The following is a 16,751-nucleotide window of genomic DNA, read 5'->3' as shown; positions in this document are numbered from 1 at the left end:
ATTGAAATCTAAACTATTTTAAACCTACTGGCTGTGGCTGTGCAATATATGTAAAGCATTCTTTTATAAATCCTAGGCCATAAGCAAAGAGCTGAATAAAAGAGGTCACTAAACTAAGACATGAAACTAAGAAATTTTTTGTCTTTATGAATGCATCAATTCCTATTAGTGCATAGTAAATGGTAAAAAGTGCTCCTCCTAATTGGAAAAGCTCCCTGTTCCATAAAGCAGTAGAAAGCCAAAAGACCATTCCAAGAACAAAAAACAGAGGGAATAAATGAACCAGTTTCAATTCACTTTTGTAGAACCTGAAAATATTGATTCTACCCCTACCAAAAAAGAAAAGCTGTTTATAGAACTGGCCTAGCTTTGTCCTTCTTTTATGGTAAACTTTTGCTTTGGGAATCAATCCGGTCTTAAAGCCTGCTTTTTCAATCCTGATGCTAAATTCAATATCTTCACCCATACGGGTAATATTATATCCACTAGTCTTTTCAAAAACTTCTTTTGAAATCCCCATATTGAAGCTCCTAGGCCTAAATTTCTCTAGTTGCTTTTCACCTCCTCTAATTCCTCCAGTTGTGAAAAAGGAAGTCATGGAATAACTGATGGCTTTTTGCACGATTGTAAAACTATCTAGTGCTGCATCAGGCCCACCAAATGCATCTAAGGGGTTTTCATTCAGAAAACTTTCTACAGTTTCAAAATAATCAGCTGGAATAATGCAGTCTGAATCAAATACGATATAGTAGTCTCCTGTTGCTTTTTCGAAACCAAAATTTCTGCTAAACCCTTGTCCTGAATTTTCCTTGTAGAAATACTTGACGTTTAGCTGAGAGGAAAAAGATTGACAGATCTCTTCACATTTGATAGTAGATCCATCTTCTATCACTAAAACCTCAAAGTTCTGGAGTGTCTGACGAGTTAAACTTTCCAGTAATTCATTGATCTCATCAGGTCGATTAAAAATGGGAATTATAACCGAATATAATCTCATCCTATGCCAATTTCCTCGTCTACTATATAATCAATTTTTCTAGGCGAATTCATAGTTATCATTTCTCCAATAAACCCAGCCAAGAAAAGCTGAACCCCTACAATAAGAGCCACTAAAGCTAAAAAGAATAGGGGCTGGTCAGTAATTTCCCGCACTGGTAAATGATAGTGGATCTCATAAAATTTCTTTCCGATGATATAAATTGTAACGAAAAAGCCGAATATGAACGATAGCGTTCCCAAGGCACCAAAAAAATGCATGGGACTTTTTTTGAATTTCGAAACAAAAGTAATAGATAATAAATCCAAAAATCCGTAAAGAAATCGCTCTAAGCCATATTTGGTTTCCCCATATTTTCTGGCCCTATGCTGCACTACCTTCTCCCCTATTTTCCTAAAGCCATTCCATTTGGCAATCACAGGTATATAACGATGCATTTCACCATATACCTCTATATTTTTCACAACCTTACTACGGTAGGCCTTTAATCCACAATTGAAATCATGTAGCTTAATTCCTGAAATTTTTCTCGTTACAAAATTGAAGAACTTTGAAGGAATGGTCTTGCTAATTGGGTCATGTCTTTTCTTTTTCCAACCGGAAACGATGTCAAACTTATCGTTAACAATCATATTATATAAACCTGGTATTTCATCAGGACTGTCCTGCATATCTGCATCCATGGTGATAACTACATCGCCCTCTGAAGCCTTAAAGCCTGTATGAAGTGCGGCTGATTTACCATAATTTCTAGCAAACTTTATTCCTTTTACGGGAAGCTTGTTTGTAGCTAAATCTTGAATAAGATCCCATGAGTTATCTGAACTTCCATCATCTATTAATAGCACCTCATAAGTCAACAAGGAGTGTTCAGACATCACCCGCTCAATCCAGGTGATTAATTCAGGAATCGATTCTTCCTCATTGAATACTGGTATAACTATACTCAAATTATATTTCATACTCGCTTAGGTTCACTAGTCCGCATAAATAAAGAAACCAAAGGAGTCAGAACAATTCCAATTATAACATTATTGACAGCCAAGCTTCCAATTATTCTACTATTAGATGATTCTCCAGACTTAAGGTATTCTTGATATCCCTCTTCTCCCATTTGATCAACGAGCATGTCCTTACCCGATACAATTTTCTCCGTGATCAGTTGACGATACTCATCAAAATGATTAGTGTCAAATAGAGTCCCATCTGCCCACAATACGATTGCATAAAAAGCTGCAAAGAATATTGTATAAAGAATTCCAATTGAAAATCCTTGCCAGAATCTCAAGCCATCCGGATTCGTGTCCCTGAAAATCTTCACACTGAAAAAAAGAAAAATAGCCATCAAAGGGCCGATGAATATGATGTTACTGCTGTAAATAACAGGGTTCTTATCTAAAAAAATCAGAATAAAAAACATCAATACCACAAAGAATATGGCAATTAAACTGAATCGCAAAGGGCTTTTAACTAATAAACTCATGATTAAGATTGGGTGAATTTAGAATCTAAATACTGATGCTGCTGGTGAAATACTCCGAGGACCTTAGCAGAAAATTCAGTATTCATAAATGGGGAATTATCACTTTTCGATTGGTTGCTATGTTCATCGTACCTCCAGGTTTCATTTAAAGAAAATAGAGTTAAATCTATCTCTTCACCCACTTCAATTTTACTATTAACATGTTTTAAGATCCTTTTAGGATTACTTTCTATGCAAGATATAAACGTATGGAGATCAATTTCTTTTGACAAGAATTTGTGATAAAGCGGCATAACAATTTGCGAACCCATAATCCCAAATGCTGCTAAATCAAATTCCATTTTCTTATGATCTTGATCGTATGGCTGGTGTCCTGAAACGATCACATCAATAGTACCATCATTTACTCCTTCAATTAAACCTTTAATATCTTTTTGAGTCCGTAATGGTGGTAAAACTTTATAATTGGTATCGAAAGACTCCAAATTTTCATCGTCTAAAATCAAATGGTGAATATTTACATCACAAGTAACATTCAATCCTCTTGCTTTTGCATCCCTAATTAATTCTACACTCTTAGCACTACTGACACAACTAAAATGCAATTTCCCTCCAGCATAGCGCAACAATTCCAAATCTCTTTGAATTACAATTTCTTCAGCCAAATGAGGGATTCCTTTCAAACCTAAACCTGTGCTTACTTTGCCTTCATTCATTTGCCCGAACAAAGCAAGTTTATGATCTTGAGGGAAATTTATCAACAGCCCATCGAACTTCTGCAAATATTGCAGAGATTTGACAAGAATATCACTATTCCATAGCGGTTGCGATCCATCGGTAAAAGCTGTAGCCCCGGCATGATGAACATCCAGCATTTCATTTAAATTTTCCCCATCACAATTGATGGTTACAGCAGAAGCTGGAAGAAATTGACTGACTTGAGATCTGTTATAAGATAAAATTGTTTTAATGTCGGCTTTATTTTGAATGATAGGGTTTGTATTGGGCATCAATAGAGCCGCTCCGAAGCCTCCACTTTCTAAGACTTTGGCCAAACTTTCGAAGTCTTCCCGATATTCTTCACCAGGTTCACCAGAAAAAACGCGCATATCCAACCAAGACGGTGAAGCATAAAGCTCTTTAGCTTCTATTATTTGATCCGCCTCCACTTCTCCTGAAGGATTAATGTCAGCAATTATTCCATTCTCCAACAGCAAATCAATTGTTTGATTATGCCATTGAGAAGCAGAATTGATGATTTTAACAGCTTTGATGTAGGTACGCATATCTATTTAAAAAAGCGGATAATTAAAACTTCAGCTAATAAACTCAGCAAAGCTAATACTAAGAAGTATTTCCACAAAGGAAAACCTTTTTTGGTTTCTGCTATGTAATCATCAATGGATGCAAAATCATAGCTGTCCAATATGGCTATATTATTTTGATTCTGAAATAATTCCTGCAGTTCCGGCAGAGTATAGTAGGAATTTTCACTTTCCGACTTCGGGAAATTCAAAGCTAGATTTGCAATTGTCCTCGTAGTTTTGGTGTTAATTATATCATAAAAACCACTTTTGATATCATCTTGAGGCAAAATTAATCTTAACTGATTGCCACTTATTCTTTGGTCGGGAATCAGTTCTTGCTCTTCTTGAACTAACTTAAATATATCTCCTGATTTTAAATTCGGGATATTAATTTCAATCACTTCATCATCTAAATAAAAATACTGGGCTTTATTTTCTTTTTTACCTGAAAAGGCTATTTTATATAAAATCGGGAGGAATAATCCATGTCTAGTAAAGTTGGTGTATTCTTCAGTCAATGGAACTGAAAAAGCATAAATATTATCTCCCACTCCGCTTACGGTCAAAAATGGATAAGTATTTACGAAAGAAAGAAGATCTTGACCTCCAGACCACTTCATGAACAACTTGGATTCAGGCATGCTGAGATTGCTTTCCATAGAATTGAAAATGTTTTTATAAAATGGATTGTTCACATCAGGTTTTTCTAAAACCAGAGTGTTTTGATTAGATTTATTGGTTAGCATGACCTCATTAAATCCTAGTCTGGCAAAGAAAGGGAACTGGTCAAAATTATTTTCAGGGATTACGACTAAGCTATTTCCGTTGGCAGCATAAGTCCTCAAAGCTGATGAAGCAAAATTATTCAATTCATTTCCTAAATGGACTAAAACCAAATCATATTCATCTAAGTCTTGAAAAGAAAAATTATTCAATAATTCGGTTTTCAGTTCAAAAAGCTCATCATTCTCAAATACTGTATTAATTAGCTCATGTTCCTGACTAGATGCTAAAGACAAGACTTTCAATCGCTCTTGGTTAGAAATAGTGAAATAGAAGTCATTGTCGAACTCCATTTGATCACCATCTAACGTAAGTTGAAAACTTCTTGAATTACTGTTAGCAAAACGCTCAATAGGGAAATCTAGAATTGCAATCCCATTTTCCTCCAATTCTACTTGCTGAGTTCCTATTAGCTGATTATTATTATTGTTATTCAAAGAGACATTCACCTCTTCACTATTACCAATCGCAATTATTCTGATATTTAATTTAATCTTTTCTCCATTGGCTGCATTTGGAGCTATCCAAACTGAATCGACCATCAAATTATTAGGTTTCTGCAAGTAGGGCGGCATGAAAACATATGCCTTGCTAGAATCTTGAAAGAATGGTAAATTCTCATCGACCACAGGTTTTTGAAAATCACTTAATAACAGAAGCTTTTCAGATTTCTCGTTCTCCTCCAATATTTTTCCTAAATTAAATTGAGATTTACCTTCCTGTATGCTTATGTCACCATACGGTTCCACTGTCTGAGCAGACTGATTTAGTGCTTTAAGGTCCTGAGGATATTTTTCATATAATTGATTGACAAAACTCAAATTCTGCTCCACAATCGAATTTGTTTTCCCTTCTGCAATGTTCAAATTAGAAGGTGTACTATCTAAAACCACCAAATTTACTTCAGATTGCATGGCCTCACTTTCCCAAAATGGTTTAGCCATACTTAATACCAAGAATACTATCAATAGGATCCTGGTCAGCAAAATCAATAAGTGTTTAAGCTTTCTACTTCGCTTTTCTTCCTCATTCACAGCACTTAAGAAATAGAGGTTGCTAAACTTAAGGCTTTTATATCGTCTAAACTGAAATAAGTGAATCAGGATAGGAATTAATATTAAAAATAGGAGCCAAAAAGCATTCGGATTGGTAAAATTCATACAAGAGGCAAATTAGTGCAATAGATGAAAGTAATCAATACTTTAAGGCAATATTTAGTCCATTCATCAATAAATCGAGCTAATCCAAAAGATAATTTTAATTTTTTAGCAAAAATTGTATTAAATTATTTAAAATTGTCGGTTGTACAGCTTAATCAACTTTAATTTTTGATTAATTTGATACATGATTTTAAAACTTTACTATATGGAAATGAATTTACTCAAAAAAACTATCTTACTCTTATGTCTGATGTTAGGAATAGCATGGCAAGGTAATGCACAAAACACCAGAATTTCAGGAACTGTGTTGGATGACGATTCCAAAACACCTCTAATAGGTGTGAATGTGGTTATTAAAGGAAAAGTCTTAGGAACCACCACTGACTTTGATGGAAACTTTGATTTCAGTGTTAATCTTCCAACTCCTATCACACTTCAATTCAGTATGGTGGGTTATCAAACTGAAGAATATACCATAGATGCCAGCAACAGTTCTACAGGCATTAAAATATCAATGAAGGAAGAAACACTCATGGGTCAGGAAGTTGTGGTTTCTGCCTCAAGAGTGGAAGAAAGCATACTTCAGTCACCGGTTTCTATTGAGAAAATGGATGTACTTGCCATTCAGCAGACTCCGGCAGATAACTATTACAAATCCATAGGTTATTTAAAAGGAGTTGATGTAACCCAAAGTAGTATTAATTTCCAGATTGTAAATGCAAGGGGTTTTAACTCAACAGGTAATACTCGATTTGTTCAGCTCACCGATGGAATGGATACGCAGGCTCCTGCCTTGAATTTCCCAATAGGTAACTTGAATGGCCCCTCTGAATTGGACGTGGAAAGTGTAGAATTTATTCCAGGTGCGCAATCTGCTCTTTACGGACCTAATGCTTTTAATGGTATCATGAGAGTTACCAGTAAATCTGCTTTTGAATACCAGGGATTTAGCTTTTTCGCAAAAACAGGCGTGAACCATGTAGGCGCTGATACTGATGCTGGAGCTCCAAGCACACCTCAACCTATGTATGAGGCATCTTTCCGCTACGCAAAGTCTTTGTTTAACGATCGCTTCGCATTTAAAGTAAATGGAAGTTACATGAGAGCTGAAGACTGGTATGCAACTAACTACGATGCTGATAGAAATGCTGGCTTACAGCCTGATAACCTAGATTTTAATCCTGGTAAGGATGCACCCAACTTAATGGGTGATGAAGCAGCAGTCAATTTAGCTATTTTATCACTCTCAGATGCTTGGGGTACATTAGCAGGTCAGCTGAGCAATAACTCTCAAATTCAGAGAGATAATTTAATTAGAAAAGGAGTTCCTACCAATAGTTTCGTTCAAAATGGCTTTTTACCTAATCAATTGGTTTCAGCTTCTCCTTTTGAGGAACATCAATTGATTGATTATGGCGCTGAGAATTATAAAGCTAACGTGGGATTGTACTACAGACTGACAGATAATATTGAAGCTAGCTACCTTTGGAATTTTGGATATGGAACAAGTATTTATACTGGGGCTCAACGATACAGCTTACAGAATTTTGGTATTCAACAACACCGAATACAATTTGAAGGAACCAATTGGTTTGTGAGAGGATATGCTACCTTAGAGAATTCAGGTGATTCATACATCACTGAATTTTACGCTAAAAGGGTTTTAGATTTAAGTGTTGCTAACAGTCCTGTAGGCGTCTTTACGCAAGACGTTTCAGGTTGGCTCGGAACGTATGCTTACAATTATCTGGCCTCTTTATATGACCAAGGTATTGACCCCGAGAACAACTCAGTTGCAGATGTGTCACCAGCAATTCAACGGAATGCTTTTAATTATGCCAGGTCAACTACGGAGGCCTTTTTTGATGTAGATTTCGATTCAGAAGAAGGTCAAAGAATTTTGCAAGAGGCATCTGAAGGTACCGTTCCTGATGGTCCAAAGTTCAACGACCAAACTAGAATGTATCATGCAGAAGCACAGTACGATTTTAGCGACCAAATTGAATTCATGGATTTATTGGTAGGGGCCAGTTTCCGTCAATATGACTTACGATCAAACGGTACAATTTTCCCAGACAGTCCTGAAAACCCAATCACTATTAATGAAATGGGGGGATTTGCACAAGCTTCAAAAAGAGTATTAGACGATAAATTGAAATTGATTGGATCTATTAGAGCTGATAAAAACGAGAATTTCAATGCTGTATTTAGTCCAAGACTATCTGGAGTTTTAACGTTTAATAAGACTCATAACGTTAGAGCTTCATTCCAAACTGGATTTCGAAACCCTACGACTCAGGGACAATATATAAATCTAGATATCATTTCAAGTCGTTTGTTGGGCGGCTTACCTGGAAATCTAGAGGAATATGAAATTGGTACTAATCCAAACATATACACAATTGAATCTGTAAATGGCTTTGCCGCTGATGTCTTTGCAGCCACTCCTCAAGAAAGAGCTGATCCAAACTTTATTCCTTCTGCAGCGCAACAGTTGGTAGCAATAGAGGATTTTGATCCGGTTGCACCTGAGCAAGTGCAATCTTTTGAGATTGGTTACAAAAGTGTAGTTGATAACAAATTGATGATGGATTTTGTGGGATATTTTAATAACTATAATAATTTCATCGTGCAGCAAAGGATGAGACGGGCTGGCTTAAACCCTGATGGAACACCTAATCCATTGACACTCTTAAATGGAACAGCAGATAACACATTTCAGGTTTATACCAATGCAGACGAACAAATCAGTGCCTTTGGATTTGCTGGAGAGTTGAACTATAGTTTACCAAAAAAATATACAGTGGGTGTGAACTACAATTACAATCAAATAAACACTCAAAATGCAAGTGATGATTTTGTTTTTGGTTTTAATACTCCTGAGCACAAGTTTAACGTGAAATTTGGCAATAGAAAGTTGACGGATAAATTAGGATTTAACATTGTTTACAGATGGCAATCAGAATTCTTCTGGGAATCTTCTTTTGGCGATGGAATAATTCCTGCCTTCGGAACAGCTGATGCTCAGGTTTCTTATAAATTACCCTCAAAAATGATGTTGAAAGTTGGGGGATCGAATTTATTCAATCAGTATTACGTACAAAGTTTTGGAGCACCTAGAATTGGAGGAATCTACTATGTATCTATTACATTCGATCAGTTGATGAACTAAACATTATTAATATGTAAGCATTAAAAGGTGATCAAGGAATTGGTCACCTTTTTTATTTTCAATGATTCACTGCGCATCACTCTATGGAGTCTATGCCAAGTCTGTATGACTACAGATATTAAAACCTGGCAAAGTCAGCAAAGGATGCTAAACAAATCTCTCAGAACTGCCAAGACGCATAGATACTGCAACATGAAAATCGGTTATTACGGTTGAATTCAATTCAAAAGACACTATGGCTTCAAGTAATCTGATCAATTCGAATAAGCCGTTTCATTTTTCTTGCAAAAGTTCTTTGTATCTCACCATGACCATTTTGATCTAGATGATATCATATTATGCAAGGGACAAATCAATAGATTATTTAACATTAATAATATTTCCAATTACTTTTTAGGAGACTTGCCGAATAAAAATAATATCCATGACCTGACAAAAAACAATATAAACTACAAGGAAATCTTTTTGACATTGGACTTTTTCTACATTTCATAAAAGTCCGTTAGAAGTTGGATAACATTTTCGGAAAATTTAAACATAAAAAAAGGCCATCAAATGATGGCCTTTTTAAAAATTGTAAATTAAATATTATTAGTTACCAGCAACTTGAACTTTCACTTCAATTGTGATAGTTCCATTACCATTTGTATCATCGATTTCAACAACTCTGATTAAACCTACATAAGCACCTCTATCAGCGTCAAGAGTGAATGCAACTACGCTTCCTTCTTGCAGATTTGCTGCTGAAACATTAGTATTATTTTCAGAACTAGCTGCCATTTCTAACTGACTGTTCAATAAAACCCCAGCAAAGTCAGCAGGACCTAAATCGGTTACTCTAAATCGAGTAGAATTTCTTGTACCAAATGTATTTGCAATAGATAAATCAGGATTAGTTGCCTCATAAACTGTATTTAAACCATCAGAATCAATTGAAGCTAAAGTTGCTTGGTTAGTATTACCAAAATAGTAAGCTAAATCCACAGGAGAACTCTGAACCCCTGAAGCATCTCTTGCACCAGCAAAGTTATAACGTACATTGCTGAATGCATCATAGAATCCTTCCTCGGCATTACCTTGGCCACCTAACAAAACTGTAGTGTAAGTATTAACACTTGAAACTACACCAGCAACTGCATGAACTCTACCATTTTCAGAAGTAATATCAGGAGATACAACTGGTGCACCACCTATAGCTAAAGTTTCATTTTCTTGGAATACGGTTGGAGCAACTTGAACATTTGTTTGAGCAAAAGTAGTGAGTGTGTTATCACCTTGTGCTAAACCTCCACCTATTGCTTCAGCAGATAAATCACCAGCAACTACATGAGTTAAGATGATTCCGTACCATTGTTCAGCAGTAAATGTCTCTAAAGTAATTCCAGCAGTTGCAAAAACTTGATTAATCGGAGCAAAAACTGTAATATCATCTTCACCAGCTAATACTTCCGTTAATAAAGGAGCCCCTTCAGTACTTGCAGCATAAGTATCCGCTTTACCGATTGCTGCTGCTAATGTGCTGAAATCAGCACCAAGAAGTATCGTTTGCGATACTTTACCTAAGTTAGCACCAATAGTGGCGAAAATAGTTGGTGGAACTAAGATAGTTTCAACTACATGCACAACCCCATTTGTTGCAAGAATCTCATCTCCAACAAACTCTACATCAGTATCAGAACCCCCTGTAAATATATTGGCGTCCGCATTGAATGTAATAGCTTCACCTTGTAAAGTAGATAATTCCGTATCTTCAGTAAAAGACTCTCTTAATTCTACAGATGCTACAGCATGAAAACGCAAAACAGCACCGATCACTGCAGGACTAACTTGATTAAGATCGTCAACTCCAAGAGTTACTCTTAATTTCTCAAAAGCAGCGTCATTTGGAGCAAATAACGTTAAATTATTTCCACCTAAAGCACTTGCTAAATCATCATCTGCATTCACAAAAGCTTCTAATTGCGTGTGTGTTTCACTCGCAGTCACAATTTCTAATATTGAATTTTCTGCTTCTGGCTCAGGCTCAGGATCATCATCACATGCCGTGAACATAAAAGCCGACATTACTACAAAAAGCATTGCTAATAAGCTGCTAGTTGATTTTAAAAATAGATTTTTCTTCTTCATAATAGTTTTAATTTGTTTAATAGTTGTGAAAATAGGTATTTAAACCTCATTCTTAAAATATTGTTGCAATTATTTGTTATGCATAACGACTAAATTACCCAATTAATATCTTGCACACTCTCATTAGACACTACATTCAGTAAGAAAGTTGGGAAATCATAAAAATAAATTTCGATCGTAGATAAGAAGTGGTCAGAGTTAGACTTATTAGCGCTCACGAAATATTATAAATGAAAAGACTTTCACTTGCTATGATAGATTTAAACCTGTCAGGTTTCCAAAATTTACAATGGTAAACTGATTTCAATTTCGTACTTAGAATTTAAATAAATGAAACCTGACAGGTTTTGATAAAAAATGATTACTTCAAATATCTCTCTAAATAGTTAATATAGTTATTCATCAACAGTAAATAGCTTGGATAATTGTAGGCTACCCCGTGGGCACCCGGAGGAAAAATCTTTAAATCATGATCCTTTCCATTATCAACTAGGGCTTTCACTAATTGAAAAGTATTTTGAACATGTACATTTTCATCCATGGTACTATGAGCAATGAACATATGGCCAGTTAAGTTTTTAGCATAAGTAGTAGGTGCAGAATTGATATAACCTTCTTCATTATCCTCTTCTAATCCCATATATCGCTCTGCGTAAATACTATCATAAAGTCTCCAATCCGTTACAGGCGCACCTACTAAAGCCACTTTAAAAACATTTGGATGATTTAAGATAGAGAAACTACTCATGTAACCTCCATAGCTATGTCCTCTGATGGCAATTTTATCGGCCTCTACATAACCCTTGTCAACGATAAAGTTCGCAGCATCTGCAAAATCCTGAGCTTCGGAATGACCTAAGTTTTTATAAACAATTTTCTCAAATTCACGACCATAACCTCCGCCCCCTCTATTGTTCACTTGGATGACTACATAACCGTTGTGAAGCAAATATTGATGCCAAGCACTTACGCTCCATTGATTATACACTGATTGCGCCCCAGGACCACCATAGACATCCAATACCATAGGATATTTTTGAGAAGCGTCAAATCCAAGTGGCTTATATATCGAAATATCAATTTTATCGCCTTCACTATTTGTAAAACTAGATAACTCAGGCATTACGAAAGCTACATTCTTTAAAGCTTCGGTCACTTCTTTATTTTCTTCCAATGCCTTTACTAATTTACCAGAAGCATTTCTTAAATCCACTTTAGTGGGGGTATTCACATTTGAATATCGGTCAATAAAAAAAGTTGCCTCAGGCGCCATATCAATATTATGACGTCCTTCCTGTTCTGTCAATTTTTTCTTCCCTTTTCCATTAAAATTGATCACATATAATTGACGTTCTAATGGGGAGTCCTCCGTTGAGCTGTAATAAATTTTTTTCTTTTTGCTATCAACAGCATGAACATAAACTACTTCCCAATTACCAGTGGTTACCTGATTCTGTAATTTACCATCATAATTATATCGGTATAAATGAGCATAACCATCTTTATCGGAAATCCAGAAAAACTCCGTGGCATCAGAAGGGAAAAATGCGTAATGCATAATCCCGGCAAAGAAATCGAATACATCAATCCAAGCATCCGATTCTTCTTCCAAGATCATCTTGGCATCTCCCGTAGCCCCATCAGCCATGTATAACTTCATATGTGTTTGCGCTCTGTTAAGATGCATCACTGCTAATTTCGCTTTTTCAGCAGTCCAATATATTCTTGGAATATAACCCTCTGCCAAAGGAACTTGCATCCATTCTTTAGATTTTTCCGATACATTAATCACGCCAATCCTTACGGTGGGATTAGTATCCCCTACCTGCGGATACGGCAATTCTACCCATTCTTTATGCGTTCCTTGGTAATCTGTCATTTGAAAAATTGGAACATCTCTTTCATCTGATTGCCAGAATGCAATGTACTCACTGTCAGGGGACCACTCCCAAGCTTGTGCTAGTCCAAATTCCTCTTCATAAGCCCATCCGAATCGACCATTGTAAAAACCATCTTCGGCATCATTAGTCAATTGAGTTTCTTGTTTTTCAGCCAAATCGAACACAAATAGATTTCCGCCTCTTTCATATCCTACCTTTTTTCCATTTGGAGATAACTCCGCTGTTTGTGCATCTTTAGCTACTAAATCCAAGGTTTTATCTTCGATGGAATAATAGTAATAATCTGATATGCCAGATCTTCTCCAAACAGGACGAAAATTCGTCTGAAACAGTAAATATTTGGAATCATCAGACCATTGAAAAGAAACGTATTGAAATGGGTCTTCAGAGCCAGGCACTTTTAGACCTTCAGTAGAAAAAATCAGTTTCTGCTCATCCTTTTTGGGATTATATGATTTAATTAATTGAGCACCATTTTCTCCCCTTTCAGTAAATGAGTAGGCCTCACCATCATCAATCCAATTTATATTGCTTGGGCCAGAATTCCCTCCAAGAGGCCTAAGCCCAGCCATAGCTTCTTGAAAGCTTGTAAATGTTTGCTTTTCCTGTGCCTGAGCTACAAAGCACCAAAGCAACAAAAGCAAGCTAAAAAACTGCGAAAATCGTTTCTGTATCATAATTATATATTCTTTGATTATAAATGCGCCTGAATTTAATAAAAAGGAATGGGAAAATAGGTATTGATGTTTAGGAGTGATTAAGTTTTAAAGTGATTCAAGAAAATCTGAAGCCGTCTCCCCCTACATTTGCTAAATTGACTGTTAACAATAAAAAGCAGATGGTTTTTTCATTAGACAAAAGACATTTTTTTAATAAATTATTGATCAAATTACATTTTTGTTTTTTGTTTTTTGTTTTCCATCTAGTGTTAACTGGCTCACAGTTCATGTCGTTTCTTAATCACCCTCATTTTCCAATAGCCCATTTTATAATAAGCAAAAGCTAAGATAGCGGCCAAGAAATTAGAAATTGGGAAAGACCACCAAATTCCCTCAAACCCTAGAGTAGTTTTATTAGAAAGCATAAAAGCAACAGGAAAGCGGACAATCCATAAACTAAATATGGAAATTAGCATGGAGGCCTGGGTAAATCCTGCTCCATTGAAAACACCATTCAAAATTTGCTGAACTCCTAACAATCCGAAACTTGGTGCCATTATTTTGATAAATAAGGCACCATTCTTTATTACTGTGGGATCGTTTGGAATGAAGAAAGCAGTTATTGGCTCCGCAAAAATAAATAGTAATAATCCGATAGCCGTCAAGCCCCAAAAGCCAATCTTATTACTTAAATCACCAATTTTCTCGGCTCTTTTAATTTTATTGGCTCCTATATTTTGGCCTACTAAACTCGTGGTTGCAATAGCAAAGCCCAAAGCAGGCACTACAACCAAACTCAAGATCCTAGCACCCACTCCATAAGCTGCCACTACTTCACTGCCAAAACTTGTTACCAGCATAATCATAAAAGTCATTCCTGCAGCCCGGCTCGATTGATCTAAACTTGAGGGAATACCTAATTCGAAAAGCTTTTTGACCCATAAAAAATCCCATTTCATATGGATAAACTTTATTTTGATTCCCATTTTCCCCCGAAATAGAATAAATAAACCCACTACTGCAGAAATACCTTGCGTAAAAACACTAGCAATGGCAGCCCCTGCTACTCCGTTTCCTTCAATCGGCCCCCAACCAAAAATAAATAGCGGATCTAGAACCAGATTCAGTAGCACAGTTCCTAAAATGATGAACATCGGCAAATAAACATTACCAATGCCGCGCATCAAAGACTGAAAAACGAAGAACATAAATAAGAAAACGAAGCCAAAGGAGGACACTTCAAAGTAGCTGATAGAATCTCTTAAAATTTCAGGACCCGCACCCACTATTTTCATGAGCGGTTCTGCCGAAAAATAACCAACCAATGCCAATAAAATAGAAATGAAAAATATAACAATTACGGTCTGAGAAGAAGCATAGTTTACCTTAACTTGATTTTCAGCACCCTTATGTTGTGATACCATTACAGTCCCTGCCAATGTCAATCCTCCTCCTAGTGAAAGCACCAAAAATAGAATGGGGAAACTTAAACTCACAGCCGCAACTGCATTAGCACCTAATCGCCCCAACCAAAAAGTATCTATTAGTTGATAGGCAGTCTGAAGTACATTGGCCATGATGATAGGAAAAGCCAAGCTCACCAAGGAATTCAATATCTTACCTTCTGTGTATTTCCTGGATTTTGCCATCTTCAAAGATACGGTATTTCCTAATCACGAGTTTATTACCTTAAAGATTTATCGGGGGTAACCCTACACAATCGCATTAAAGTTTCCAACAATTACCTACCCAAGCAGTTATTTAAAATAAAGACTATGAGAGAATACGAGGTATTTTATAAAGATGGTACAACAGTTAATTGCAGTGCAGAAGACAGAAAAAACCTAGCAGACCAATTGTTCCATGGGAATGATGATGAATTGATAGATAAAGTGAAACTATTGAAATGGAGCACAGGAGCAATGATCTATACCCAAGATCCAGCAGAAGAGAAAATAAACTCCGAAATTACTACAGCAGATGCGAATCCCTATGGTTGGAGGAATGAAAGTGGGTTAAACCATAACCCGAACAAAAACTCCTGAAAAATTAAATAGGAACTCAATTAGTTGGCCAGAAGCTGAATTTCCCTTTGGCAAGACATAGTGCCAAAGTTAATTTTTCATAGAAGAAATGACAAAAAAGACCGTTTTGACGCCTTTGCATAAAAGCAATCAACGGCAATCTCATTAAAAATATTTCGCTTGAAAACAAAAACAGATACTTCTATTAATTTAGATTTTATAATTAGTTTTTGCAGTTGCTTTTGGTTTATTTAGATTTATGATCATAGATTCCGAATGCAATACTGTCTATTTTTCCAAAAAGCTTCAGGATAATTTTCCAGAAGAGTACCAGCACATATCGGAAGCATTGGCTCCTTTTGATTACATTAAAGTAAACCTTTTAAAAGGTACAAAAGACGAATGGGCTCGTGATTATATGCCGATCCAAACTGCAGAAAAACGATTGGTGAAATTTCGTTACCAGCCTAGTTATGAAGTAAGATCCAAATGGACAGAGCCTTCTGCTGTTTTAAAAGCCAATAAGCTAAGGGCTGACTTCTCTAAACACAACATCAATTTGGATGGAGGAAATATTGTAAAATGGAAGGATAAGGTCATCATAACTGATCGAGTGGTGACAGAAAATCACATCTATAAAAATGATCAAGAGTTGTTGTTTGAAAGAATTGCTGAAGATCTACAAACCCAAGTGATTATTGTAAAAGCCCATAAAGAAAGGGATGATATGACAGGTCATGCAGATGGGATGCTGCGATTTGTAAATGAGAATACATTGATCGGAAATCGACTAAAGGATGAATCAAAACCCATCAGGGAAAGCATAGAGAAAATGCTTGAAAAACATCACTTCAACTATATTGACCTTCCTTTTTTTGAAGATAAGTCCAATAACCATTATTCAGCAATAGGTAACTATGTTAATTTTCTTGAAATCGCTAATATTATTCTATTTCCAATTTTTGATCATCTTGATCAAAAGAATGATGAGGCATTAAGTATTATGAAAAAAACTTTCCCTAATCGACAAATCATTCCTATCAATATTGATGCCGTTGGAAGAGATGGTGGATTGATGAATTGTATTAGTTGGTGTTTAAAACAGTAGCTTCACTTTTCCTTTGATGAATGACCCTCT

11 protein-coding genes are annotated in these 16,751 nt (G+C 36.0%); 3 read left to right on the top strand and 8 right to left on the bottom strand.

Annotated features, from left to right (window positions below; all coding sequences use genetic code 11):
- Positions 1 to 13: 13 nt before the first annotated feature.
- The 5 genes from Q3Y49_RS08970 to Q3Y49_RS08950 are packed head-to-tail and all read right to left on the bottom strand — an operon-like array spanning position 14 to position 5,730.
- Positions 14 to 997 (bottom strand): glycosyltransferase family 2 protein, encoded by a 984-nt coding sequence (locus Q3Y49_RS08970; RefSeq protein WP_303271978.1) that lies wholly within the window; start codon positions 995 to 997, stop codon positions 14 to 16.
- Positions 994 to 1,959 carry a glycosyltransferase family 2 protein gene (locus Q3Y49_RS08965; protein ID WP_303271977.1) on the bottom strand — a complete coding sequence of 322 codons (966 nt, stop codon included), beginning with the start codon at positions 1,957 to 1,959 and terminating at the stop codon, positions 994 to 996. The genes Q3Y49_RS08970 and Q3Y49_RS08965 overlap by 4 nt, the downstream gene beginning before the upstream one ends.
- Entirely contained in the window at positions 1,956 to 2,480 is a 525-nt protein-coding gene (locus Q3Y49_RS08960) for a DUF4199 domain-containing protein (RefSeq protein ID WP_303271976.1), read from the bottom strand. Before Q3Y49_RS08960 ends, Q3Y49_RS08965 begins: the two co-directional genes overlap by 4 nt.
- A 2-nt stretch (positions 2,481 to 2,482) precedes the next feature.
- A complete protein-coding gene (locus Q3Y49_RS08955; RefSeq protein WP_303271975.1) occupies positions 2,483 to 3,766 on the bottom strand; it encodes a dihydroorotase in 1,284 nt (427 codons plus the stop codon).
- Between the two features lie 2 nt (positions 3,767 to 3,768).
- Positions 3,769 to 5,730 carry a BatA domain-containing protein gene (locus tag Q3Y49_RS08950; protein WP_303271974.1) on the bottom strand — a complete coding sequence of 654 codons (1,962 nt, stop codon included), beginning with the start codon at positions 5,728 to 5,730 and terminating at the stop codon, positions 3,769 to 3,771.
- Between the two features lie 211 nt (positions 5,731 to 5,941).
- On the opposite strand from Q3Y49_RS08950, the gene Q3Y49_RS08945 reads away from it, so the two are divergent.
- Entirely contained in the window at positions 5,942 to 8,902 is a 2,961-nt protein-coding gene (locus tag Q3Y49_RS08945) for a TonB-dependent receptor (protein WP_303271973.1), read from the top strand.
- 591 nt (positions 8,903 to 9,493) lie between these two features.
- On the opposite strand, the gene Q3Y49_RS08940 is transcribed toward Q3Y49_RS08945, so the two are convergent.
- From Q3Y49_RS08940 to Q3Y49_RS08930, 3 genes are all read right to left on the bottom strand, one after another.
- Positions 9,494 to 11,029, bottom strand: coding sequence for a fasciclin domain-containing protein (locus Q3Y49_RS08940; RefSeq protein WP_303271972.1), 1,536 nt, complete (start codon positions 11,027 to 11,029; stop codon positions 9,494 to 9,496).
- Between the two features lie 361 nt (positions 11,030 to 11,390).
- The gene (locus Q3Y49_RS08935; RefSeq protein ID WP_303271971.1) at positions 11,391 to 13,607 is read right to left on the bottom strand and encodes a S9 family peptidase; all 2,217 of its coding nucleotides are present in this window, start codon (positions 13,605 to 13,607) and stop codon (positions 11,391 to 11,393) included.
- A 260-nt stretch (positions 13,608 to 13,867) separates the two neighbouring features.
- Positions 13,868 to 15,238 (bottom strand): MATE family efflux transporter, encoded by a 1,371-nt coding sequence (locus tag Q3Y49_RS08930; RefSeq protein WP_303271970.1) that lies wholly within the window; start codon positions 15,236 to 15,238, stop codon positions 13,868 to 13,870.
- A gap of 126 nt (positions 15,239 to 15,364) precedes the next feature.
- Here Q3Y49_RS08930 and Q3Y49_RS08925 point away from each other — a divergent pair, with 126 nt between their 5' ends.
- Both Q3Y49_RS08925 and Q3Y49_RS08920 read left to right on the top strand, forming a co-directional pair.
- Positions 15,365 to 15,634, top strand: coding sequence for a hypothetical protein (locus tag Q3Y49_RS08925; protein ID WP_303271969.1), 270 nt, complete (start codon positions 15,365 to 15,367; stop codon positions 15,632 to 15,634).
- Between the two features lie 238 nt (positions 15,635 to 15,872).
- Entirely contained in the window at positions 15,873 to 16,721 is an 849-nt protein-coding gene (locus Q3Y49_RS08920) for an agmatine deiminase family protein (protein WP_303271968.1), read from the top strand.
- Positions 16,722 to 16,751: the final 30 nt, after the last annotated feature.

The sequence above is a fragment of the Marivirga harenae genome, assembly GCF_030534335.1.
Taxonomy (GTDB): domain Bacteria; phylum Bacteroidota; class Bacteroidia; order Cytophagales; family Cyclobacteriaceae; genus Marivirga; species Marivirga harenae.
Note: the sequence above shows the minus strand (reverse complement) of the source record. Positions and strands in the feature narration are given on the sequence as shown.

What these genes read in the sequence shown, in the direction of transcription:
- Q3Y49_RS08955 (WP_303271975.1), bottom strand. Translation starts at nt 3,766, where the DNA reads ATGCGTACCTACATCAAAGCTGTTAAAATCATCAATTCTGCTTCTCAA.
- Q3Y49_RS08940 (WP_303271972.1), bottom strand. Translation starts at nt 11,029, where the DNA reads ATGAAGAAGAAAAATCTATTTTTAAAATCAACTAGCAGCTTATTAGCA.
- Q3Y49_RS08965 (WP_303271977.1), bottom strand. Translation starts at nt 1,959, where the DNA reads ATGAAATATAATTTGAGTATAGTTATACCAGTATTCAATGAGGAAGAA.
- Q3Y49_RS08945 (WP_303271973.1), top strand. Translation starts at nt 5,942, where the DNA reads ATGAATTTACTCAAAAAAACTATCTTACTCTTATGTCTGATGTTAGGA.
- Q3Y49_RS08950 (WP_303271974.1), bottom strand. Translation starts at nt 5,730, where the DNA reads ATGAATTTTACCAATCCGAATGCTTTTTGGCTCCTATTTTTAATATTA.
- Q3Y49_RS08930 (WP_303271970.1), bottom strand. Translation starts at nt 15,238, where the DNA reads ATGGCAAAATCCAGGAAATACACAGAAGGTAAGATATTGAATTCCTTG.
- Q3Y49_RS08920 (WP_303271968.1), top strand. Translation starts at nt 15,873, where the DNA reads ATGATCATAGATTCCGAATGCAATACTGTCTATTTTTCCAAAAAGCTT.
- Q3Y49_RS08960 (WP_303271976.1), bottom strand. Translation starts at nt 2,480, where the DNA reads ATGAGTTTATTAGTTAAAAGCCCTTTGCGATTCAGTTTAATTGCCATA.
- Q3Y49_RS08925 (WP_303271969.1), top strand. Translation starts at nt 15,365, where the DNA reads ATGAGAGAATACGAGGTATTTTATAAAGATGGTACAACAGTTAATTGC.
- Q3Y49_RS08970 (WP_303271978.1), bottom strand. Translation starts at nt 997, where the DNA reads ATGAGATTATATTCGGTTATAATTCCCATTTTTAATCGACCTGATGAG.
- Q3Y49_RS08935 (WP_303271971.1), bottom strand. Translation starts at nt 13,607, where the DNA reads ATGATACAGAAACGATTTTCGCAGTTTTTTAGCTTGCTTTTGTTGCTT.